Source organism: Pseudonocardia petroleophila (assembly GCF_014235185.1).
GTDB lineage: Bacteria > Actinomycetota > Actinomycetes > Mycobacteriales > Pseudonocardiaceae > Pseudonocardia > Pseudonocardia petroleophila.
Genome location: NZ_CP060131.1, coordinates 6,028,450 through 6,047,103 on the forward strand (window position 1 = coordinate 6,028,450; position 18,654 = coordinate 6,047,103).

An 18,654-nucleotide genomic window follows, 5' to 3' on the forward strand; every position below is an offset into this window, starting at 1 on the left:
CCCGCGGGCCGCCCGGCCGGGTCAGCCCAGCGCCTCCCGCAGCCGCGCGTCGCGCGCCCGGCGCTCGGCGCGCAGGGCGAGGGCGCCGTCGAGGTCGACCTCCACGAACCGGGTGCGGGTGCCGGGGGCCGACTGCGCCACCACGTCGAGGTCGCCGGACAGGACCGTCGCCACCATCATGTAGCCGCCGCCGGACACCGCGTCGCGGTGCAGCACGATCGGCTCGACGCTGCCCGGCACCTGGATCGAGCCGATCGGGTACGGGGCGTCGACGATGTTGGACGGGTCCTGCCCCGCCCCGAACGGCGGCTCCCGGTCGACGGTCTCCAGCTCGGCGCCGGAGTAGCGGAAGCCGATGCGGTCGGCGACCGGCGTGAGCTTCCAGGTGGTGTCCAGGAACGTCGCGCGACCGCCCGCGGTGAGGCGGTGGTCGTAGAGGCCCATCATCACGCGGACCTCGACGTCCTTGGAGTACGTCGTCCGCAGGTCCTCGGGCACCGAGCGCCCGGCCGACCCGGACCCGGAGCCGACGGGGAGCACATCGCCCGCGGCCAGCGGACGGCCGGAGAACCCGCCCAGCGCGCCGAGCCCGTAGGTGGAGCGGCTGCCCAGCACCACCGGCACGTCGACGCCGCCGGAGACCGCGACGTAGGCCCGCGCGCCGCCGGTGAGGTAGGCGAAGGACAGCACGTCCCCGGCGTCGACGGCGAAGGACTCCCACTGCGGGCGCTCCTCCCCGTTGACCTTCGGCACCATCGCCGCGCCCGTCACGGCGACGACCGCGGCCTCGGAGAACACCAGCTCCGGGCCCATGTAGACGCACTCGAGCACGGCGTCGCCCTCGGCGTTGCCGACGAGCAGGTTGGCCGCGCGCAGCGAGTACTGGTCGAGCGCGCCCGACGGCGGGATGCCCAGGTCGTAGTAGCCGGTGCGGCCGGCGTCCTGCACCGTGGTCGACAGACCGGGCTTGCGCACCTCGATCGTCATGCGAGCACCTCCAGCAGGCGGGCGTTGTAGCCGTCGGGGTCGTCGAGGAACGGGGCCAGCGCGAACTCCACCGGCGCCTGCCGGATGCGGAACGTGCCCGCCTCCACCTCGGCCAGCCGGGCGTCGTACTCGTCGCGGTCGATCGGCCGGAACTTCACGATGTCGCCGGGGCGGAAGAACACCATGAAGTCGGTGAAGTCCGGGAGCGACTGCGTGGGGTCGTAGATCGGCGCGGGGGTGATGCCGAACATCTGGTACCCGCCGGCACCGCGGACGGAGTAGATGCAGGAGAAGCAGCCGCCGTAGCCGACGGTCTGCTTCGGGGTGTCGGTGCGCGGGCGCAGGTACTTCGGCACGACGATCTGCCGGTCCCGGGGCACCATCTGGTACTTGAACGGCAGGCCCGCGACGAAGCCGACCATCGAGGTGAACCACGGCGACCCGGAGTGCGCGGCGATGAACTCGTCCTCGGAGGCGTAGCCGTTGATGCGCGCGGCGTAGGAGATGTCGGTGCCGTCGGGGTCCTGGTGGCGGTCGCGGAACCGCATGAGGGTCTCGGTGGTCCACGGGTCGCGGTAGAGCACCGGGATCTCCAGGACGCGGGTGGGCAGCGCGACGTCGGACGCGTCGCCCACCTGCTCCTCCAGCGCCTGGAGCTGCGCCATCAGGGTGTGCGGGTCGAGCACGTCGGGGTCGTAGCGCACCTGGTAGGAGGCGTTGGCCGGACAGATGTCGACCAGCCCGTCGGGGCGCTGCTCGCGCAGGGCGTTCGTGATCGCCATCGCCCGGAAGTTGGCTTGCAGGCTCATCTCCTCGGCGAGCTCGACGAAGACGAACTCGTCGCCGCCCCAGCTGTAGCGCGCGCTCATAGCCACTCCTCCAGCGTTCCGGTGTGGAACTCCCCCGCGGCGAACCACGGCTCGTCCAGCAGTGCGCGGTGCATCGACGTCGTCGTCGGCACCCCCTCGACCTCCAGCTCGGCCAGCGCGCGGCGCGAGCGGCGGATCGCCTCGTCGCGGTCGGCGCCCCACACGATGACCTTGGCCAGCAGCGAGTCGTAGTACGGCGAGACGGCCGAGTCGGGCTCCAGCCAGGTGTCGCTGCGCACCCACGGCCCGGCCGGGAGGTGCACCCGCCCGACCTTCCCGGGCTGCGGCAGGAACCCCTTGTCGGGGTCCTCGGCGCAGATCCGGAACTCGATCGCGTGCCCGCGCGCCGCGATGTCGTCCTGGGCGAGCCGCAGCGGCTCCCCCGCGGCGATCCGCAGCTGCTCGGCCACCAGGTCGACGCCCGTGACGAGCTCGGTCGTCGGGTGCTCCACCTGGATGCGGGTGTTCATCTCGATGAAGAAGTACTCGCCGGTCTCGTCGTCGACGAGGAACTCGACGGTGCCCGCGCTGCGGTAGCCGCACTCGGTGGCCAGCCGCACCGCGGCCTCGGTCATCGCCGCGCGCACGTCGTCACCGATCCCGGGGGCGGTGGCCTCCTCCACGACCTTCTGCCTGCGGCGCTGCAGCGAGCACTCGCGCTCGAACAGGTGCACCGCCGACTCCCCGTCGCCGAGGACCTGCACCTCGACGTGCCGGGCCCGGCGGACGAACCGCTCCAGGTACATGCGGCCGTCGCCGAACGCGGTGGACGCCTCGCGCGACGCCTGCGGGAACCCCTTCCGGAGCCCCGCCTCGTCCTCGACGACCCGGATGCCGCGCCCGCCGCCGCCCGCGGCGGCCTTGAGCATCACCGGGTAGCCGACCTCGTCCGCGGCGGCCACCGCGGCGTCGACGTCCTCCACCCCGCCCGGTGTGCCCGGCACGGTCGGCACGCCCGCGTCGCGCGCGACCTCCCGCGCCGCGACCTTGTCGCCCATCCGCTCGATCGTCGCGGCGTCGGGGCCGACGAACGTCAGCCCGGCGTCGACGACGGCCGCGGCGAACGACGCCCGCTCGGAGAGGAACCCGTAGCCGGGGTGCACCGCGTCGGCGCCGGACTCCTTCGCCGCCTCGATCAGGCCGTCGACGACGAGGTAGCTCTTCGCCGCCTGCGCCGGGCCGATGCGCACGGCCCGGTCGGCGAGGCGCACGTGCGGCGCGTCGACGTCGGCGTCGCTGTGCACCGCCACGGTCTCGATGCCGAGGTCGCGGGCGGCGCGGACGATCCGGACGGCGATCTCGCCGCGGTTGGCGACGAGCAGCCGCCTCACGCCTCGATCACCGCCACGGCCTGCCCCGCGTCGACCTCGGACTCGTTCTCGACCAGGAACTCCACCACGGTGCCCGCCGCGCCGGCCGGCACCTCGTGGAAGGACTTCATGACCTCGACCAGGCCGACCGGGTCGTCGGCGCCGACGGTCTCCCCGGCGTCGGTGAACAGCGGGCTGTCCGGGTCGGGGCGGCGGTAGAACACACCGGGGATGGGCGAGACGACCTCGTGGCGGGCCATGGGGATCTCCTACAGGTGGGGGGCGAGTGCGGAGCGGACGGCGGTGGCCAGCTCGACCGCGTTGGGGGTGTCGGAGTGCACGCAGACGCAGTCGGCGCGGACCGGGATCTCCGAGCCGTCGACGGCGGTGGCGACGCCGTCGGTGACCGCCCGCACCGCGCGCTCCGCCGACCGCTCCGGGTCGAACGCGGCGTGCGTGCGGGTGATGATCAGCGAGCCGTCGGGGCGGTAGTCGAGGTCGGCGTAGTACTCGGAGATGAACCCCGCGTCGCGGGAGCCCCAGACCTGCTCGTGCACGGTGCCGGCCATGCCCATCAGCGGCACGCCGAACACGTCGGCGGCGTCGGCGATCGCGCCGGCCACCTCCTCGTCGCGGGCGGCCATGCCGTAGAGCGAGCCGTGCGCCTTGACGTGGTTGAGCTCCATGCCCTCCGCGCGCAGGAACGCCGCCAGCGCCCCCACCTGGTAGAGCACGGCCGCGGTGAGCTCGGAGCGGTCCATCTTCATCTCGCGGCGGCCGAAGCCCTCGCGGTCGGGCAGCGACGGGTGCGCCCCGACCCGCACCCCGTTGGCCTTGGCCAGCTTCACCGTCGACGCCATCACCGACGGGTCCGAGGCGTGGAACCCGCACGCCACGTTGGCCAGCGTGATCAGCGGCATCAGCCCCTCGTCGTCGCCGCAGCGGTAGATCGAGAACGCCTCGCCCATGTCGCAGTTGATGTCGACCATGACTTATCCCCGCGCCTCCTGGATGGCCCGCCACACCCGCTGCGGCGTGGTGGGCATGTCGATGTGCGTCACCCCGAGGTGGGCCACCGCGTCGATCACGGCGTTCACCACGGCGGGCGACGAGCCGATCGCCCCCGACTCCCCGATGCCCTTGACGCCCATCGGGTTCGTCGGCGACGGCGTGACCGTACTGCCGAGCTCGATGTGCGGCAGGTCCGAGGCCGCGGCGAACTGGTAGTCGGCGAGGGTGGCCGTGGTCGGGTTGCCGTCGGCGTCGAACGTGGCCTCCTCGAACATGGCCTGCCCGATCCCCTGCGCGATGCCGCCGTGCAGCTGGCCTGCCACGATCTCCGGGTTGACGACGTGCCCGCAGTCGTCGACCGCGACGAACCGGCGGATCTTCGAGAACCCGGTCTCGGTGTCGACCTCCATCACGCAGATGTGCGTGCCGAAGGGCCATGTGAAGTTGGGCGGGTCGAACGCGTTCTCCGCGGTGAGCAGCGGCTCCATGCCCTCGGGCAGGTTGTCGGCCAGGTAGGCGGCCATCGCCACCTCCTGGATCGTGATGCCCGCGTCGGTGCCGCCGACGGCGAACCGCCCGTTCTCGAACGACAGGTCGTCCTCGGAGGCCTCCAGCAGGTGCGCGGCGATCGTCTTCGCCTTGTCGACGACCTTGTGCGCGGCCAGGTGCACCGACACCCCGCCGACGGGGAGGCTGCGCGAGCCGTAGGTGTCGCGGCCGAACGGGGCGATGGCGGTGTCGGAGTGCAGCACCTCGACGTCGTCGGGGTGCACGCCGAGGGCGTCGGCCGCGATCTGCGACCACGCCGTCTCGTGGCCCTGCCCGTGCGGCGAGGTGCCCGTGACGACCTCGACCTTGCCGCTGACCAGCATCCGGACCGTCGCGGCCTCCCAGCCGCCGCTCTGCAGCCGTACGCCCGCCGCCACCTTCGACGGCGAGAGCCCGCCGCTCTCGGTGAAGTTGCCGATGCCGATGCCGATCTGCACCGGGTCGCCGGACGCCCGGCGCTGCTCCTGCTCGGCGCGGACGGCGTCGTAGTCGACCAGGCGCATGGCCTCGCGCATGCACGGCTCGTAGTCGCCCGAGTCGTACAGGACGCCGGAGGGGACGGTGCGCGGCTCGAGGAACTTCGGGTGCAGGTTGATCAGCCGCACCTCGGCCGCGTCCATGCCCAGCTCGCGCGCCAGGTCGTCCATGATCCGCTCGTGGGCGTAGGCCGCCTCGGACCGCCCGGCGCCGCGGTAGGCGTCGGTCGGGGTGAGGTTGGTGAACACGCCCTTGCAGTCGAAGGAGTAGGACCCGAAGTCGTAGAGCCCGCAGTAGGTGAACGCCCCGAACACCGCGATGCCCGGGGTGAGCAGCTGCAGGTAGGCGCCCATGTCGGCGAGCAGCTCCACCTTCATCCCGAGGATCTTGCCCTCGCGGGTGGCCGCCACCGCCATCTTCTGCACCTGGCCGCGGCCGTGGGTGGTGGCGATGTGGTGGTCCGAGCGGGTCTCGTTCCACCGCACCGGCTTCTTGAGCCGCCGAGCGAGCGCGAGGGCCAGCGCCTCCTCGGCGTAGACGTTGAGCTTGGCCCCGAACCCGCCGCCGACGTCGGGGGCGATCACCCGCAGCTTCGAGTCGGGCATGCCGACGACCATCGCGCCGATGTCGCGGAGGAAGTGCGGCACCTGCGTGGAGGAGTAGATCGTGAACCCGCCGCCGACCGGGTCGGGGCTGACGAGGACCGCGCGCGGCTCCATCGGCGAGGGCAGCACGCGCTGCTGCAGGTAGCGGCCCTCGACGACGACGTCGGCCTCGGCGAACGCCGCGTCGACGTCACCGGTGGCCAGAGGCCACGTGTAGCAGTGGTTGGTGCCCAGCGCCTCGTGGACGAGCGGGGCGCCCGGCTCCAGCGCGGCCTCCACGTCGAACACGGCCGGCAGCGCCTCGTAGTCGACCTCGACCAGGCCGAGCGCGTCCTCCGCGGTCGCCGCGTCCGTGGCGAGCACGACCGCCACGCCGTCGCCGACGTGGTTGACCTCGTCGACGGCCAGCGGCGGGTGCTCGGGGATCTTGATGTCCTCGGTGACCGGCCAGCCGCAGGGCAGCCCGATCGCGAACTCCGAGGCCAGGTCGGCGCCGGTGAACGCGGCGACGACGCCGGGGAGGGCGAGCGCGGCGGTGAGGTCGATCGAGGTGATCCGGGCGTGGGCGAGCGGGCTGCGCAGGACGGCCAGGTGCAGGGCACCGGGCATCGCGATGCCGTCGGTGAACGTGCCCTGCCCCGTGATCAGCGCGGCGTCCTCGCGCCGCAGGATGCTCTGACCGACGAACTTCTCGGTGGACTTCTCGGTGGTCGCGGTCACGTGTGCGGCTCCCTCGGCGAGGCTGCTGACGGGTGGGGCGCGGTGGCGGTTCGGGTGGTCCCCGACGCTAGCGGCCCGGGGGGATGTCCGGAATAGTCCGATCACCCGGAAGATCACCGGCCGGATCGTGGGACGGAACCGTGCCCGCGGCGCGGATCGTCGTGGCACCACGCCGCTGCGGACGCTAGCCTCGGACGGCATGGCGCAGGTGCGGGACGGGGACCGTCCGTACGAATCGGCGGTCGACCGGGCGATCCGGGAGGCCGCGGAGCGCGGGGCGTTCGACGACCTGCCCGGCAAGGGCAAGCCCCTCCCGCACCTCGACGACCCGTCCGAGGACTGGTGGCTGCGCCGCTACCTCGACCGCGAGGGGATCTCCCGGGATCTGCTGCTGCCGCCGTCGGTGCAGCTGCGCAAGGAGCTCGACCGGCTGCCCGCGACGCTCGCGGCGCTGCGCACCGAGGCCGCCGTCCGCGAGCACGTCCGCGAGGTCAACCGGCGGGTCGCGGAGCACCTGCGCTACCCCAGCGGCCCCCGCGTCCCGGTGCACAAGGTCGACGTCGACGCGGCCGTCGCGCGGTGGGCGGCCGACCGGACGGCACCCCCGGCCCCGGCGACCCCACCGCCCGCAGCACCGAAGAGCAGGTGGTGGCGGCGGGGCGGGTGACAGGCTCCCCCGATTGCAGCATGGCCACCCTCACGCCATCCCGTTGCGTGAAGGTGGCCATGCTGCGATCAGACCGGCTCCGCCAGCGCCGCCGGCCGCGCGGTGTTCGTCAGCGCGACCCCGGCGAGGATCAGCGCCCCGCCCAGCGCCTGCACGGGCGTGAGCAGCTGACCGAGCAGCAGCCAGGACGCGACCGCGGAGACCAGCACCTCCAGCAGCGCGACGAGCGAGCCGCGCGTCGCCCCGATCCGGCGCAGCGCGGCCACCCCGGTCAGGTAGGCGATCACCGTCGAGACGACGACGAGCAGCCCCGCCGCCACCGGCCACCCGACGTCGACCCCGGCCAGGACCACCCCCGTGACCGACGGGTCGACGAGCACCGGCAGCACCCCGACCAGGCCGAGCAGCCCGATCAGGACGGCGCCGACCGTCATGCCGACGCCCGCGAGCACGAGCGGCGGGGTGGCGCTGCTCGCGCGGTCGGCGACGAGGAAGTACGCGGCCTGGCACACGGCGGCCACCAGGCCCCAGACCAGCCCCTCGACGCGCAGGGCCGCACCCGACCAGACCTGGACGACCAGCGCGAGGCCGACGACCGCGATCCCCGCCCCCAGCACCGTCCGCGGCCCCGGCGGCGACCGGCGGACCAGCCACACCCAGCCGATGACCAGGACCGGGCCGAGGTACTCCAGCAGCAGCGCGATCGCCACGGGCAGGTACTGCAGCGCGCTGAAGAACGCCAGCTGCACCCCGGCCATGGCGAGCACGCCGTAGAGCAGCAGGGCGGGGCCGTCGGCGCGGATCGCGGCGAGCACCCCGGGTCGGGTGACGGCGAGCAGGACCAGCAGGATCGCCGCCGCCCCGGCCAGGCGCACCAGCACCGCACCGGAGGCCGACCAGCCCGCGGACGTCAGCGCGCCGGCGAACGGGCCGGAGAGCCCGAAGGAGACCGCCGAGACCAGCGCGAGCCCGAGACCCGCGCCGGCCCTGCCCGGGAGGGTCAGTCCTCCGCCCCGGTGCGGCCCACCAGCCCGGCGGCCGCGATGCCGGCGAGCGCCGCGGCCTCGTCGTTGGCCGAGGCGTCGCCGGTGACGCCGACGGCGCCGAGCAGTGCCCCGCCGGCGTCGTGCACGAACACGCCCCCCGGCGCCGCCACGACCTTGCCGCCGGTCAGCGTCGCGAGGGTGGTGAAGAAGTCCGAGTCGTCGGCGACGCGGGCGGAGATCGCGCGGTTGGTCATGCCCAGTGCCAGCACCCCGGACGCCTTGGCCGTGGCCAGGTCGGGGCGCAGGAAGCCGGAGCCGTCCTGGCGGGCGAGCGCCACGAGCGCGCCGCCCGGGTCGAGCACCGCCACCGTCAGCGGCTTGAAGCCCGCCTCGGTGCCGTGCGCGAGCGCGGCGTCGACGATGGTGCGGGCCTGGTCGAGGGTGATCGTCACGCGGCGGAGTCTAGGCGGGCCAGGACGATCAGGGGGATCGTGCGGTCGGTCTTGCGCTCGTACTCGGCGAAGCCGGGGCTCTTGGCCTTGATCGCCTCCCAGACCGCGGCGCGCTCGTCGCCGACGATCTCGGTGGCCTCGACGGGGTAGGTCTCGGTGCCCACCTCGACCGCGAACCGCGGGTTGGCCTTGACGTTGTGGTACCAGTCGGGGTTGGTCGGCGCACCCGCCTTCGACGCGACGATGACCGTGCGGCCGTCACCCTGCGGGAAGTGCACGAGGGGCGACACGCGCTCGGTGCCGCTCTTCGCCCCGACGTGGTGCACGAGGATCATGTCCGCGCCCTCGAACGGGCCGCCGACGCGCCCCTCGTTGGCCCGGAACTCCTCGATGATCTTCGCGTTCCAGTCGTTCATGTCGCTCACGCCGCACCTCATCCCAGTAGCACCCATGCCGCGGTGATCACCGCCACGCCGGAGATCAACCAGAACAGGCCCGCCCACATTCCGCCCGCGACGCCCGTCAGCCGGGCCAGCATGTCGGCGTCGGAGGAGCCGCGGCGGCCGCGCCGACGGCCGCGCTGCAGCTCCCGCACCGCGCGCAGGCCGCCGAAGAGCAGGAACCAGCACAGCGCGGCGGCGAACCCGTCCTGCAGGCGCGGGCTGCCGGCGAAGGAGACGACCGCGACGAGGGCTCCGGTGGCGACCACCGAGAGCACCCCGAAGAGGTTGCGCACGTGCACGAGCGTGGCCGCGAGCAGCACCAGCGCGATCCACAGCGCCCACTCGGCGCGGTCGGCGGCCACCAGGACCGCCCCGCCCAGCCCGAGCAGCCCCGGCGCCGGGTAGCCGCCGAGGAAGGTGAACACCAGACCCGGCCCGGCCGGGGCGCCGGTGGACACGGTGAGGCCCGAGGTGTCGGGGTGCAGGCGGATGCCGGTGAGCCCGCGCCCGGCCAGCACGGCGGTGATGGCGTGCCCGCCCTCGTGCGCGATCGTCACCACCGTGCGGGTCCACCGCCACGAGGTCGACCACAGCACCGCGACCAGCGCGAGCACCAGTGCGAGGAGCACGGTCGGCCGCTCGTCGATCAGCCGCGTGACGACCGCGGTGGCCTCGTCGATCAGCTCCATGGCGCCATCCTGCCGAACCGGGTTGACCTTCCAGCGGGTGGAGGGTCCAGGCTCTCCCGCATGACGAAGCTGACCATCGGGCAGCTCGCCGCCCGGTCGGGCGTGCCGGTGCGCACGATCCGGTTCTGGTCCGACGAGGGCGTGCTGCCCGAGACCGACCGGTCCCGCGGCGGCTACCGCCGCTACGACAGCCGGGCCGTCGCCCGGCTCGACCTGGTCCGGACGCTGCGCGAGCTGGGCATGGGCCTCGACGAGGTGCGGCTGGTGCTCGACCGCCGCCGCAGCGTCGAGGACGTGGCCGCCGAGCACGTCCGCGCCATCGACGACCGCATCCGCGTCCTGCGGACCCAGCGCGCCGTGTGCACGCTGCTCGCCCGCGGGGCCCCCTCACCCCGGAAGGCCGCACTGATGAACGACCTCGCCCGACTCTCCGCGGCCGAGCGCCGCCGGATGATCGACGGGTTCGTCGACGCCGCGTTCGCCGGCACCGACCCCGGCTCCCCGGGCGCCGGGATCGCCGACGCCATGCGCACCCTGCCCGCCGAGCTGCCCGACGACCCGAGCACCGAGCAGGTGGAGGCCTGGGTGGAGCTGGCCGAGCTGGTCGGCGACCCCGCGTTCCTGGCCAGGGTGCGGGAGATGACCGTCGCGGGGTCCGCCGCGGAGCGACCGGAGGCCGTCGACCCGGCGCTGGTGGCCGAGCACGCGGGAGCCGCACTGGCCGCCGGGACCGCCCCGGACTCCCCCGACGCCCGTGCCGTCGTCGACCGGATCTCCCCGCCGGGCTCCGACCGGGCCGCGCAGGCCGCGGTGATCGACACCTTCGCCGACCGCCGCGTCGAGCGCTACTGGACCCTGCTCGGCGTCCTCAACGGCTGGGACCCGTTCCCGCCGCGGATCCCGGCGTTCGAGTGGCTGGCCGCCGCCCTGCGCGCCCACCCCTGACGCGGCCGGGGGTCAGTCCCTGCGGCCGCTGACCGCCAGGCCGACCCCCATCACGATCAGGGTCAGGCCGCCCGTCCCACCCAGGCGCCGCAGGCGGGCCGGAGAGGTGGCGAACCAGTCGCGGGCCGTGCCGGCGGCGAGGCCCCACAGCGAGTCGAGTCCGGCCGCGAGCACCGCGAACAGCAGCCCGAGCACCAGCATCTGCGTGGTGGCGTCGCCCGCGCGGACGTCGACGAACTGGGGCAGCACCGCGGCGAAGAAGATCAGCACCTTCGGGTTGGTGGCACCGACGACCACGCCCTGCCAGTACAACCGCCGGTCGACCGCGCCGGGCGCGCCGCCCAGCGCGGCGGCGAGGTCGCCGCGGTGCCGGAACGTCTGCACGCCGAGGTGGACCAGGTAGGCGGCACCGGCGAGCTTGAGGACGGTGAACACCGCGAGCGACTGCGCCGCCACCGCCCCGAACCCCAGCGCCACCACCACGACGACGAGCGCGGCACCCGTCGTGTTGCCGGCGACGCTGGTCAGGGCAGCCCGCCTGCCGTGGGCCAGCGCACGGCCGACGATGAACAGCACGCTGGGCCCGGGGATCACCACGAGCACGATCCCGGCCAGCGCGAACGTCACGAGGGTCTCGACCGACGGCACCCGCTCACCACCCGTAGAAGACGCGCTCGACCACCGCGCGCGTACGGCGGGTGACCCGGCGGTAGTCGTCGAGGAAGACCCCGGAGTCGCCCCCGGCCGGGTACCCGAGCGCGGCGGCCACGGCGGCCAGCTCGCGGCCGGAGCGCGGGAGCTGGTCGCCGGGCTTGCCGCGCACCAGCATCACCGCGTTGCGGGCCCGCGTGGCGGTGGTCCACCCGGCCGCCAGCTCGGCGACGTCCTCCGGGGTGAGCAGCCCGGCCTCCCCGGCCTCGCGCAGGCCCTCCAGGGTCGAGGTGGTGCGCAGCTCGGGCAGGTCGCCGGCGTGCTGGAGCTGCAGCAGCTGCACCGTCCACTCGACGTCGGCGAGCCCGCCGAGCCCGAGCTTGGTGTGCAGGCTGCGGTCGGCGCCGCGCGGCAGCCGCTCGGCGTCGACACGGGACTTGATCCGGCGGATCTCGGTGACCGCGGCGTCGGACAGCCCGTCGGCCGGGTACCGGATCGGGTCGATCAGCTCGACGAACCGGCGCCCCAGCCCCGCGTCGCCCGCGATCGGTCGGGCCCGCAGCAGCGCCTGCGCCTCCCACTGCTCCGACCAGCGCGCGTAGTACGCGGCGTAGGAGGCGAGCGTGCGCACCAGCGGCCCGGAGCGGCCCTCGGGGCGCAGGTCGGCGTCGACGACCAGCGCCGGGTCCGGGCTGGGCGCCCCGAGCCGGCGCCGCACGGTCTCCGCGACGGTCGTGGCGTACTTGACGGCCTCCTGGTCGCTCGCCCCGTCGACGGGCTCGCACACGAACAGCACGTCGGCGTCGCTGCCGTAGCCCAGCTCGGCCCCGCCGAGGCGGCCCATGCCGATCACGGCGATCCGGGCGGGACGGTCGGTCGGGCCCAGCGCCCGCTGCACCGACGCGAGCGTGGCCTCCAGCACCGCGACCCACACGCTCGACAGGGCGGCGCAGACCTGCTCGGTGTCGAGCTCGCCGAGCAGGTCGGCGCAGGCGACGCGGAGCATCTCGTGGCGGCGCGTCGAGCGGGCGGTGGCCGCGGCGGTGTCGGGGTCCTGCTGGCGCGCCACCGCGGTGCGCAGCGACGCCGCGACCTCGGCGGGGTCGCGGGTGAGCTCGTCGGCCCGGCCCGCCGAGGGAGCCGCGAGCAGCCGCAGCACCTCCGGGGCGCGCACCAGCAGGTCCGGGACCAGCGCCGAGGTGCCCAGCAGCTTCATCAACCGGGAGACGACGAGCCCTTCGTCGCGCAGCAGGCGCAGGTACCACGGGGTGGCGGCGAGCGCCTCGGAGACGCGGCGGTAGGCCAGCAGCCCGCGGTCGGGGTCGGGGCTCCCGGAGAGCTCCTCCAGCAGCACCGGCAGCAGCGTGTGCTGGATCGACGCGGCGCGCGAGACGCCCGCGGTGAGCGCCCGCAGGTGGCCCAGCGCCCCCTCCGGCGACGCCCAGCCCAGCGCCGCGAGGCGCGCCTTCGCCGCGGGCTCCGACAGCCGCGCGGTGTCGGCGGGCAGCCGCGACACCGCCGTCAGCAGCGGGCGGTAGAACAGCTTCTCGTGCAGCCGCCGCACCCGGCGGGCGTTGCGGGTCCACTCCGCGAGCAGCACCCCGACGACGTCGCGGCGGCCGTCCGGGCGCAGCCGCGCGGCGCGGGCCAGCCAGCGCAGGGCGTCGGTGTCGTCGGCGGCGGGCAGCAGGTGGGTGCGGCGCAGCTTCTGCAGCTGCAGCCGGTGCTCCAGCAGGCGCAGGAAGCGGTAGGACGCGGCGAGGTTGGCGCCGTCGTCGCGGGCGACGTACCCGCCGTCGGACAGGGCGGCCAGCGCCTCCAGCGTGCACGGCGAGCGCAGCGCCTCGTCGGTGCGCCCGTGCACGAGCTGGAGCAGCTGGACGGCGAACTCGACGTCGCGCAGCCCGCCCCGGCCCAGCTTCAGCTCGCGCTCGGCGATCTCGGGCTTGACGTGGTCCTCCACGCGTCGCCGCATGGCCTGCACGTCGGCGACGAAGTCGTCGCGCTCCGCGGCGCTCCACACCATCGGCGCGACGGCGTCGAGGTAGGCCGCGCCCAGCTCGGGGTCGCCCGCGATCGGGCGGGCCTTGAGCAGCGCCTGGAACTCCCAGGTCTTGGCCCAGCGGCGGTAGTAGGACACGTGCCCGTCGAGGGTGCGGACCAGCTCGCCGTTGCGGCCCTCCGGGCGCAGGTTGGCGTCGACCTCGAAGCACGCCTCCCCCGCCACCCGCATCATCCGGGCGGCGAGCTTCGACGCGCGCGCGTCAGCGGGCTCCGCGACGAACACCACGTCGACGTCGCTGACGTAGTTGAGCTCGTGGCCGCCGCACTTGCCCATCGCGATGACGGCCAGGCGCCCCTCGCCCGCGTCGCCGCTGTTCGGGAACGCCTCGGCCGCGGCGACGGCGATGGCCGCCTGCAGCGCGGCGGCGGCGAGGTCGGACAGGTGCGCGGCGACCTCGTCGACCTCCAGCACGGGGAGCTCGGGCTCCCCCACCGCGGCGAGGTCGGCCGCGGCGAGCACCAGCAGCTCGTCGCGGTAGGCGGTGCGCAGGGCCTCGATCGCGGCGGGGCCGGTCAGGGTCGCGCGGCCGCCGTCGGAGCAGCCCGCGGGCGGGGCGTCCGGGTCGGCCCCGACGGCGGTGAGCAGCGCGGCGCTGTACCCGGCCGGGTCGGGGCCGGTGCCGCCGACGAGCCGGTGCCAGCGGTCGGGGTGGGTGATGAGGTGGTCGCCGAGCGCGGTGGAGCTGCCGAGCAGCCCGAACAGCCGCCCGCGCAGGGCGGCGTCGGCGCGCAGGGCGGCGTCGAAGGCGGGGCGGTCGGTGAGCGCGGCCACGAGCCGCTCGGCCGAGCGCAGCGCGAGGTCCGGGTCGGGGCTGCGCGCCAGCGACCACATGACGGGCTCGGCCCCCGCCACCGGCCGGTCACCCGCCCACCATCCCAGCTCGCCGAGGGTGGCCTCGGCCCAGGCCTCGGTGAGCCCCAGCCGGGCGAGGGAGGTGCCGGTGCGCGTCACGGACCTGATCCTGCCTCACGGGGGTCCCTCGGCGCCCGGCCCGGATTGCAGCATGGCCACCTTCACGCCACCTCGTTGCGTGAAGGTGGCCATGCTGCACGTCAGGCCGGGCGGGTCCGACGCACCCCGACCACCGGCTCCCCCGCCTCCCAGCGGGCCAGCAGGTCCAGCGCCGGGCACCACCGCCGGGCCCACCGCTCCCGCAGCGCGGCGAGCCGGTCGAGGTCGGCCGGGCGACCCGCCAGCGCGCAGGCCGCGGCGTCGAGCAGCGCCCCGGTGCCGGCGTGCACGTCGTCGTCGGCCAGCCCGGCCCCCGCGACGTGCCGGTGGGCGTCGGCGTCGGGTGTGGTGCGCCGCCCGGGCAGGGAGTCGTCGAGCGCCAGACCGGTGAGCAGGCTGAGCAGCTCGCCGTAGAGCTCGGGGTCCGGGCAGGCGTCGAACGCCTTGAACTCGACGCGGCCCACCTCGGCAGGCAGGCGCGCCACCTGCGTCAACGACGGGTCGCTGGGCACGTGACCGACCTCGGAGGCGAGGAACACCAGCGCCGCGGGCCGGGCCCCGGTGCGCAGGTGCGTGCGCGCCGACAGCCCGCCCCACGGCCCGCCGTCGCGGAACGGCGAGGAGAACGACAGCGGCACCAGCCAGGGGCTGTAGTGGGTGAGCTTGCGGGCGTAGTCGACGGGATCGGCGATCTCGTCGCCGGACAGGTTGAGGTCGGGCCCGTAGGTGAGCATGTGCAGGTGCGCGGTGCGCTCCTCGGGCGAGCCCTGCCGGTGCTTCTCCTCCCACGGGTTGAGCGGCGGCTCGATCGCGTAGTCCGAGCGCACCGGGTTGAACGCGACGACGCAGGTGCGCAGGTCGCGGTCGGCCAGCGCGGCGTCGAGCAGCTGCTGGTCGGCCCGCAGGGCGGCGACGGTGTCCTCCACCGAGTCGTGGATGCGCGTGCGGATCTCCAGTCCCTTGGGGTCGCAGCGGACCAGCTCGCCGTCGTCGTCGAACCGCTCGTAGCCCTCGACGTACCACCGCTTGCGCTTGATCCCCTGGTCCCCGATCCGCAGGCCCGGGTAGTCGGCCGCGTCCTCGGGCAGCCCGTCGACGACGGACTGCACCTCGCCGAACACGACGTCGGTGAAGTCGGCGAAGCGACCGTCGGCGCGCAGCAGCGCGACCTCGTGCTCGATGCCGTAGCGGAACACGCGCGGACCTCCGGATCCTGGCGGACCCTCGTACCGCCGGAGGTGAGGGTACGCTCAGTGACGGGTCAGCTACCTGCGGCCGAGAAGGTGATGCGCCCGGTGGCGGGGTCCGCCTCGGTCAGCCGGACGGACGCCGTGACGCCCGCGGGCAGCGGCCCCTCGCAGCGCGCGAGCACCGGCGGGTCGACGAGGTAGACCTCGCCCGCGGCGTCCTCGGTCGAGGGCCGCAGCACGATCACCGCGAACTCCTCGCCGATCCGGCCGGCGAGCAGCGCGGCCTCGGTGCGGTCGACGCAGGCCCGGTCGACCGCGGCGGCCGTCGCGTCGGAGGCGCCCATCAGCTCGGGCAGCGTCGGCAGGGCCGCGCGCAGCGGGCCCGGCAGCTCCTCCCCCGCGGCCAGCGCCAGGCAGACCTCGGTGCCGAACCGGTCGACCAGGCGCCGCAGCGGCGCGGTGACGTGCGCGTACGGCGCCCCGATGCCGCCGTGCCCGGGGTCCTCCGGCGGCGCGACGCCGTCGCCGAAGGCGGTGTAGCCCGCCCCGCGCAGCAGCGTCGTCGCCGCGCGGCGCAGGGCCAGGGCGGGGGCGTCGTCGCGCGGGAGCCCGGCCAGCAGCGCCGCGACCGCGTGCACCGTCGGCTCGACGGTGAACCCCAGCCCGGCGGCGGTCCGCGCGAACGCCCCCAGCGCCCCCGCGTCGGGAGCGGGCAGCGTCCGGAGCAGGCCCGCGCCGCCCTCGAGCATCATCGCGCCCGCCGCCATGCCGGTGAGCAGGGAGATCTCGGCGTTCCAGTCCTCGACCTCGTCGCGGCGGCGCACCTGCACCGTCCAGCCCCCGTCGCCGTCGGGCAGCACCTCCTGCTCGGGCAGCTCCAGCTCGATCGCCCCGCGCGCGACGGCGAGGGCGCGCCGCAGCCGCCCCAGCTCCGGCAGCGCGGCGATGGCGGGGTGCACCCGTCCGGCGTCGACGTCGGCCTGCACGCCGGCGTAGTCCAGGCGCGCCGACGAGCGGACGACGGCCCGCCGCACGTCGACCGAGCCCACCTCGCCCGCGGCGTCGAGACCGATCGTCCACAGCACCGCGGCGCGCGGGCCGTCGGGCAGCAGGCTCGCGGCGTCCTCGGAGAGCACGGGCGGGTGCAGCGGCACCGACCCGTCGGGCAGGTACACCGTCTGGCCGCGCCGCAGCACCTCGCGGTCGAGCGCACCGCCCGGCTCCACGACGGCACCGAGGTCGGCGATCGCGTAGTGGACGCGGAAGCCGTCGCCGTCCCGGGAGACGCCGACCGCCTGGTCGAGGTCCTTGGACCCCGGCGGGTCGATCGTGACCAGGGGGAGGTCGGTCGCGTCGAGCCGGCCGGGCGACGGCGGCCGCGCCGCCGCCCGGGCGGCCTCGGCGAGCACCTCGGGCGGGAACCCGTCCGGGAGGCCGAACTCGACACGGACGGCGGCGAAGTCAGGACGGGCGGACACCCGGGCAGCCTCCCACGGGCGTCAGAGCCAGCGCGGCAGCACCGGGGGCTTCGTCCCCTCGGAGGTGCGCAGGTCCTTGCCGCGGGACCGGCCCAGCACCCAGCCCGCCAGCGACGCGGCCGGGCCGCGCACCTCGGCGCCGGTGCCGTCGCCGAGGACCCAGCTGCGGTCGGCGTCGGTGGTGGCCAGGCGCAGCGGCGGGCAGTCCGGCTTCGCCCCGACGACGCGCACGACGTCGCCAACGACCTCCACCAGCATCGGGACCGGCAGGTCGGACAGCGAGGCCCCGACGTCGAGGTCGACGGCGTGGATCCACATCTCGCGCGCCCGGATCCACGGGATGTCGGTGGCCGGGATCTCCACGCCCTGCACGTTCTTCACGTGCGCCGACCACGCCTGCGCCGGCATCTCCCGGACCGCCTGCGCGAGCCGGTCCGAGGAGTCCACGACGTCGTCGCGGATCGCCGCGGGGCTGCGGGTGGCGCCGGCCTCGATGTCGGCGTCGCGCGCCTCCGCGCTCGCGTACGCCGGGGTGGGCACGCCGGTGCGCGCCCACGTCAGCAGGTTGATCATCCCGTCGGCGTTGCGCGCGATGTGGGACAGGACGTGGGCGCGGCTCCAGCCGGGCAGGCCCGACGGGGCGGCGAACGCGTCGTCGCCCATCCGCGCCATCAGCCCGCGCAGGTGGGCCGCCCCGTCACCGGCCCAGGCCAGCGTCTCGTCGAGACGACGCGTCACCGCTTCTCCCTGCGGCAGGTGTTGCGCAGCTCGCCGACCCCCGCGACGGAGGTGACCAGCTCGGCGCCGTCGGTCAGGTAGCGCGGGGGCGTGCGGGCGTGTCCGACGCCGCCGGGCGTGCCCGTGGCGATCACGTCGCCGGGGTTCAGCGTGACGATCGCCGAGAGGTAGACGACGAGGTCGACCGCGCCGAAGACCAGCTCCGCGGTCGTCGACTCCTGCATCGTCTCGCCGTCGAGGGTGGTGGAGATCGCCCAGCCGGCCTCGGGGCCGCCCCCGGGCAGCTCGTCGGGCGTGACCAGCCACGGGCCGAGCGGCGTCGAGTGCTCGAACGTCTTGCCCTGCAGGAACTGGCTGCTGCGGCGCTGGAAGTCGCGCACGCTGACGTCGTTGAGGACGGTGTAGCCCGCGATCGCCGCCCGCGCCTGCTCGCGGTCGGCGTGGCGCACCGGGGTGCCGATGACGACGGTCAGCTCGGCCTCCCAGTCGACCTTCTCCGACGCCTCGGGCAGCACGATCTCGTCGTGCGCGCCCACCAGCGACGGCGCGTACTTGGCGAACAGCGTGGGGTACTCGGGCAGCTCGTTGCCCATCTCCAGCACGTGGTCGCGGTAGTTCAGGCCCACACAGACGATCTTCTCCGGCGACGGGACCAGCGGCGCGTAGTCCAGGCCCGCGACGTCGTGGGACGGTCCGGCGGCCGCCGCGGCGTGCGCGGCCCAGTCCGGACGCTCCAGCAGCGCGCGGACGTCGGCGTCACCGGTCTCCACCGCCGTCGTGTCGTCCACCCGCACCGCACGGTGCCCCGTGGCGGTGCGGATCGTGGCCAGCCTCATCGTGTCTCCTCCGTCGCGGGTGTCACGCCGGAAGT

18 protein-coding genes are annotated in these 18,654 nt (G+C 75.0%); 2 read left to right on the top strand and 16 right to left on the bottom strand.

Annotation, left to right across the window (positions count from 1 at the left end; genetic code table 11):
• Window positions 1-21 precede the first annotated feature (21 nt).
• Genes H6H00_RS29565 through H6H00_RS29590 form a run of 6 tightly spaced genes read right to left on the bottom strand, consistent with a single transcriptional unit; the run spans window position 22 to window position 6,528 of the window.
• A complete protein-coding gene (locus tag H6H00_RS29565; protein WP_185718896.1) occupies window positions 22-987 on the bottom strand; it encodes a 5-oxoprolinase subunit C family protein in 966 nt (321 codons plus the stop codon).
• Entirely contained in the window at window positions 984-1,856 is an 873-nt protein-coding gene (locus tag H6H00_RS29570; protein WP_185718897.1) for a 5-oxoprolinase subunit B family protein, read from the bottom strand. Before H6H00_RS29570 ends, H6H00_RS29565 begins: the two co-directional genes overlap by 4 nt.
• Window positions 1,853-3,187, bottom strand: a complete 1,335-nt coding sequence (locus H6H00_RS29575; protein WP_185718898.1) for an acetyl-CoA carboxylase biotin carboxylase subunit — start codon at window positions 3,185-3,187, stop codon at window positions 1,853-1,855. Before H6H00_RS29575 ends, H6H00_RS29570 begins: the two co-directional genes overlap by 4 nt.
• Window positions 3,184-3,426 carry an acetyl-CoA carboxylase gene (locus tag H6H00_RS29580; RefSeq protein ID WP_185718899.1) on the bottom strand — a complete coding sequence of 81 codons (243 nt, stop codon included), beginning with the start codon at window positions 3,424-3,426 and terminating at the stop codon, window positions 3,184-3,186. Before H6H00_RS29580 ends, H6H00_RS29575 begins: the two co-directional genes overlap by 4 nt.
• Window positions 3,427-3,435: 9 nt before the next feature.
• A complete protein-coding gene (locus H6H00_RS29585) occupies window positions 3,436-4,155 on the bottom strand; it encodes a LamB/YcsF family protein (RefSeq protein ID WP_185718900.1) in 720 nt (239 codons plus the stop codon).
• A gap of 3 nt (window positions 4,156-4,158) precedes the next feature.
• Window positions 4,159-6,528 (bottom strand): xanthine dehydrogenase family protein molybdopterin-binding subunit, encoded by a 2,370-nt coding sequence (locus H6H00_RS29590; protein WP_255425441.1) that lies wholly within the window; start codon window positions 6,526-6,528, stop codon window positions 4,159-4,161.
• A 199-nt stretch (window positions 6,529-6,727) separates the two neighbouring features.
• Between H6H00_RS29590 and H6H00_RS29595 the strand changes: the two genes are divergently transcribed.
• Entirely contained in the window at window positions 6,728-7,195 is a 468-nt protein-coding gene (locus H6H00_RS29595) for a DnaJ family domain-containing protein (protein ID WP_185718902.1), read from the top strand.
• A 68-nt stretch (window positions 7,196-7,263) separates the two neighbouring features.
• Here H6H00_RS29595 and H6H00_RS29600 read toward each other — a convergent pair whose 3' ends face one another.
• The 4 genes from H6H00_RS29600 to H6H00_RS29615 are packed head-to-tail and all read right to left on the bottom strand — an operon-like array spanning window position 7,264 to window position 9,765.
• On the bottom strand, window positions 7,264-8,199 hold the full coding sequence (locus tag H6H00_RS29600; RefSeq protein WP_185722876.1) for an EamA family transporter: 936 nt from the start codon (window positions 8,197-8,199) through the stop codon (window positions 7,264-7,266).
• Entirely contained in the window at window positions 8,196-8,633 is a 438-nt protein-coding gene (locus tag H6H00_RS29605; protein WP_185718903.1) for a GlcG/HbpS family heme-binding protein, read from the bottom strand. The genes H6H00_RS29600 and H6H00_RS29605 overlap by 4 nt, the downstream gene beginning before the upstream one ends.
• Window positions 8,630-9,049 (bottom strand): nitroreductase family deazaflavin-dependent oxidoreductase, encoded by a 420-nt coding sequence (locus tag H6H00_RS29610; RefSeq protein ID WP_185722877.1) that lies wholly within the window; start codon window positions 9,047-9,049, stop codon window positions 8,630-8,632. The genes H6H00_RS29605 and H6H00_RS29610 overlap by 4 nt, the downstream gene beginning before the upstream one ends.
• A 17-nt stretch (window positions 9,050-9,066) precedes the next feature.
• Window positions 9,067-9,765 (bottom strand): M50 family metallopeptidase, encoded by a 699-nt coding sequence (locus H6H00_RS29615; protein WP_185718904.1) that lies wholly within the window; start codon window positions 9,763-9,765, stop codon window positions 9,067-9,069.
• 60 nt (window positions 9,766-9,825) lie between these two features.
• On the opposite strand from H6H00_RS29615, the gene H6H00_RS29620 reads away from it, so the two are divergent.
• On the top strand, window positions 9,826-10,710 hold the full coding sequence (locus H6H00_RS29620; protein WP_185718905.1) for a helix-turn-helix domain-containing protein: 885 nt from the start codon (window positions 9,826-9,828) through the stop codon (window positions 10,708-10,710).
• 12 nt (window positions 10,711-10,722) lie between these two features.
• Here H6H00_RS29620 and H6H00_RS29625 read toward each other — a convergent pair whose 3' ends face one another.
• The 6 genes from H6H00_RS29625 to H6H00_RS29650 form a co-directional block, all read right to left on the bottom strand.
• Window positions 10,723-11,358, bottom strand: a complete 636-nt coding sequence (locus tag H6H00_RS29625; protein WP_185718906.1) for a LysE family translocator — start codon at window positions 11,356-11,358, stop codon at window positions 10,723-10,725.
• Between the two features lie 4 nt (window positions 11,359-11,362).
• A complete protein-coding gene (locus tag H6H00_RS29630; protein WP_185722878.1) occupies window positions 11,363-14,386 on the bottom strand; it encodes a bifunctional [glutamine synthetase] adenylyltransferase/[glutamine synthetase]-adenylyl-L-tyrosine phosphorylase in 3,024 nt (1,007 codons plus the stop codon).
• A gap of 92 nt (window positions 14,387-14,478) precedes the next feature.
• Window positions 14,479-15,573, bottom strand: coding sequence for a glutamate-cysteine ligase family protein (locus tag H6H00_RS29635; RefSeq protein ID WP_185718907.1), 1,095 nt, complete (start codon window positions 15,571-15,573; stop codon window positions 14,479-14,481).
• 65 nt (window positions 15,574-15,638) lie between these two features.
• Window positions 15,639-17,045 (bottom strand): RNB domain-containing ribonuclease, encoded by a 1,407-nt coding sequence (locus H6H00_RS29640; protein ID WP_185718908.1) that lies wholly within the window; start codon window positions 17,043-17,045, stop codon window positions 15,639-15,641.
• A gap of 21 nt (window positions 17,046-17,066) precedes the next feature.
• Window positions 17,067-17,783 carry a maleylpyruvate isomerase family mycothiol-dependent enzyme gene (locus H6H00_RS29645; protein WP_185718909.1) on the bottom strand — a complete coding sequence of 239 codons (717 nt, stop codon included), beginning with the start codon at window positions 17,781-17,783 and terminating at the stop codon, window positions 17,067-17,069.
• Entirely contained in the window at window positions 17,780-18,619 is an 840-nt protein-coding gene (locus H6H00_RS29650) for a fumarylacetoacetate hydrolase family protein (protein ID WP_185718910.1), read from the bottom strand. Before H6H00_RS29650 ends, H6H00_RS29645 begins: the two co-directional genes overlap by 4 nt.
• Window positions 18,620-18,654: the final 35 nt, after the last annotated feature.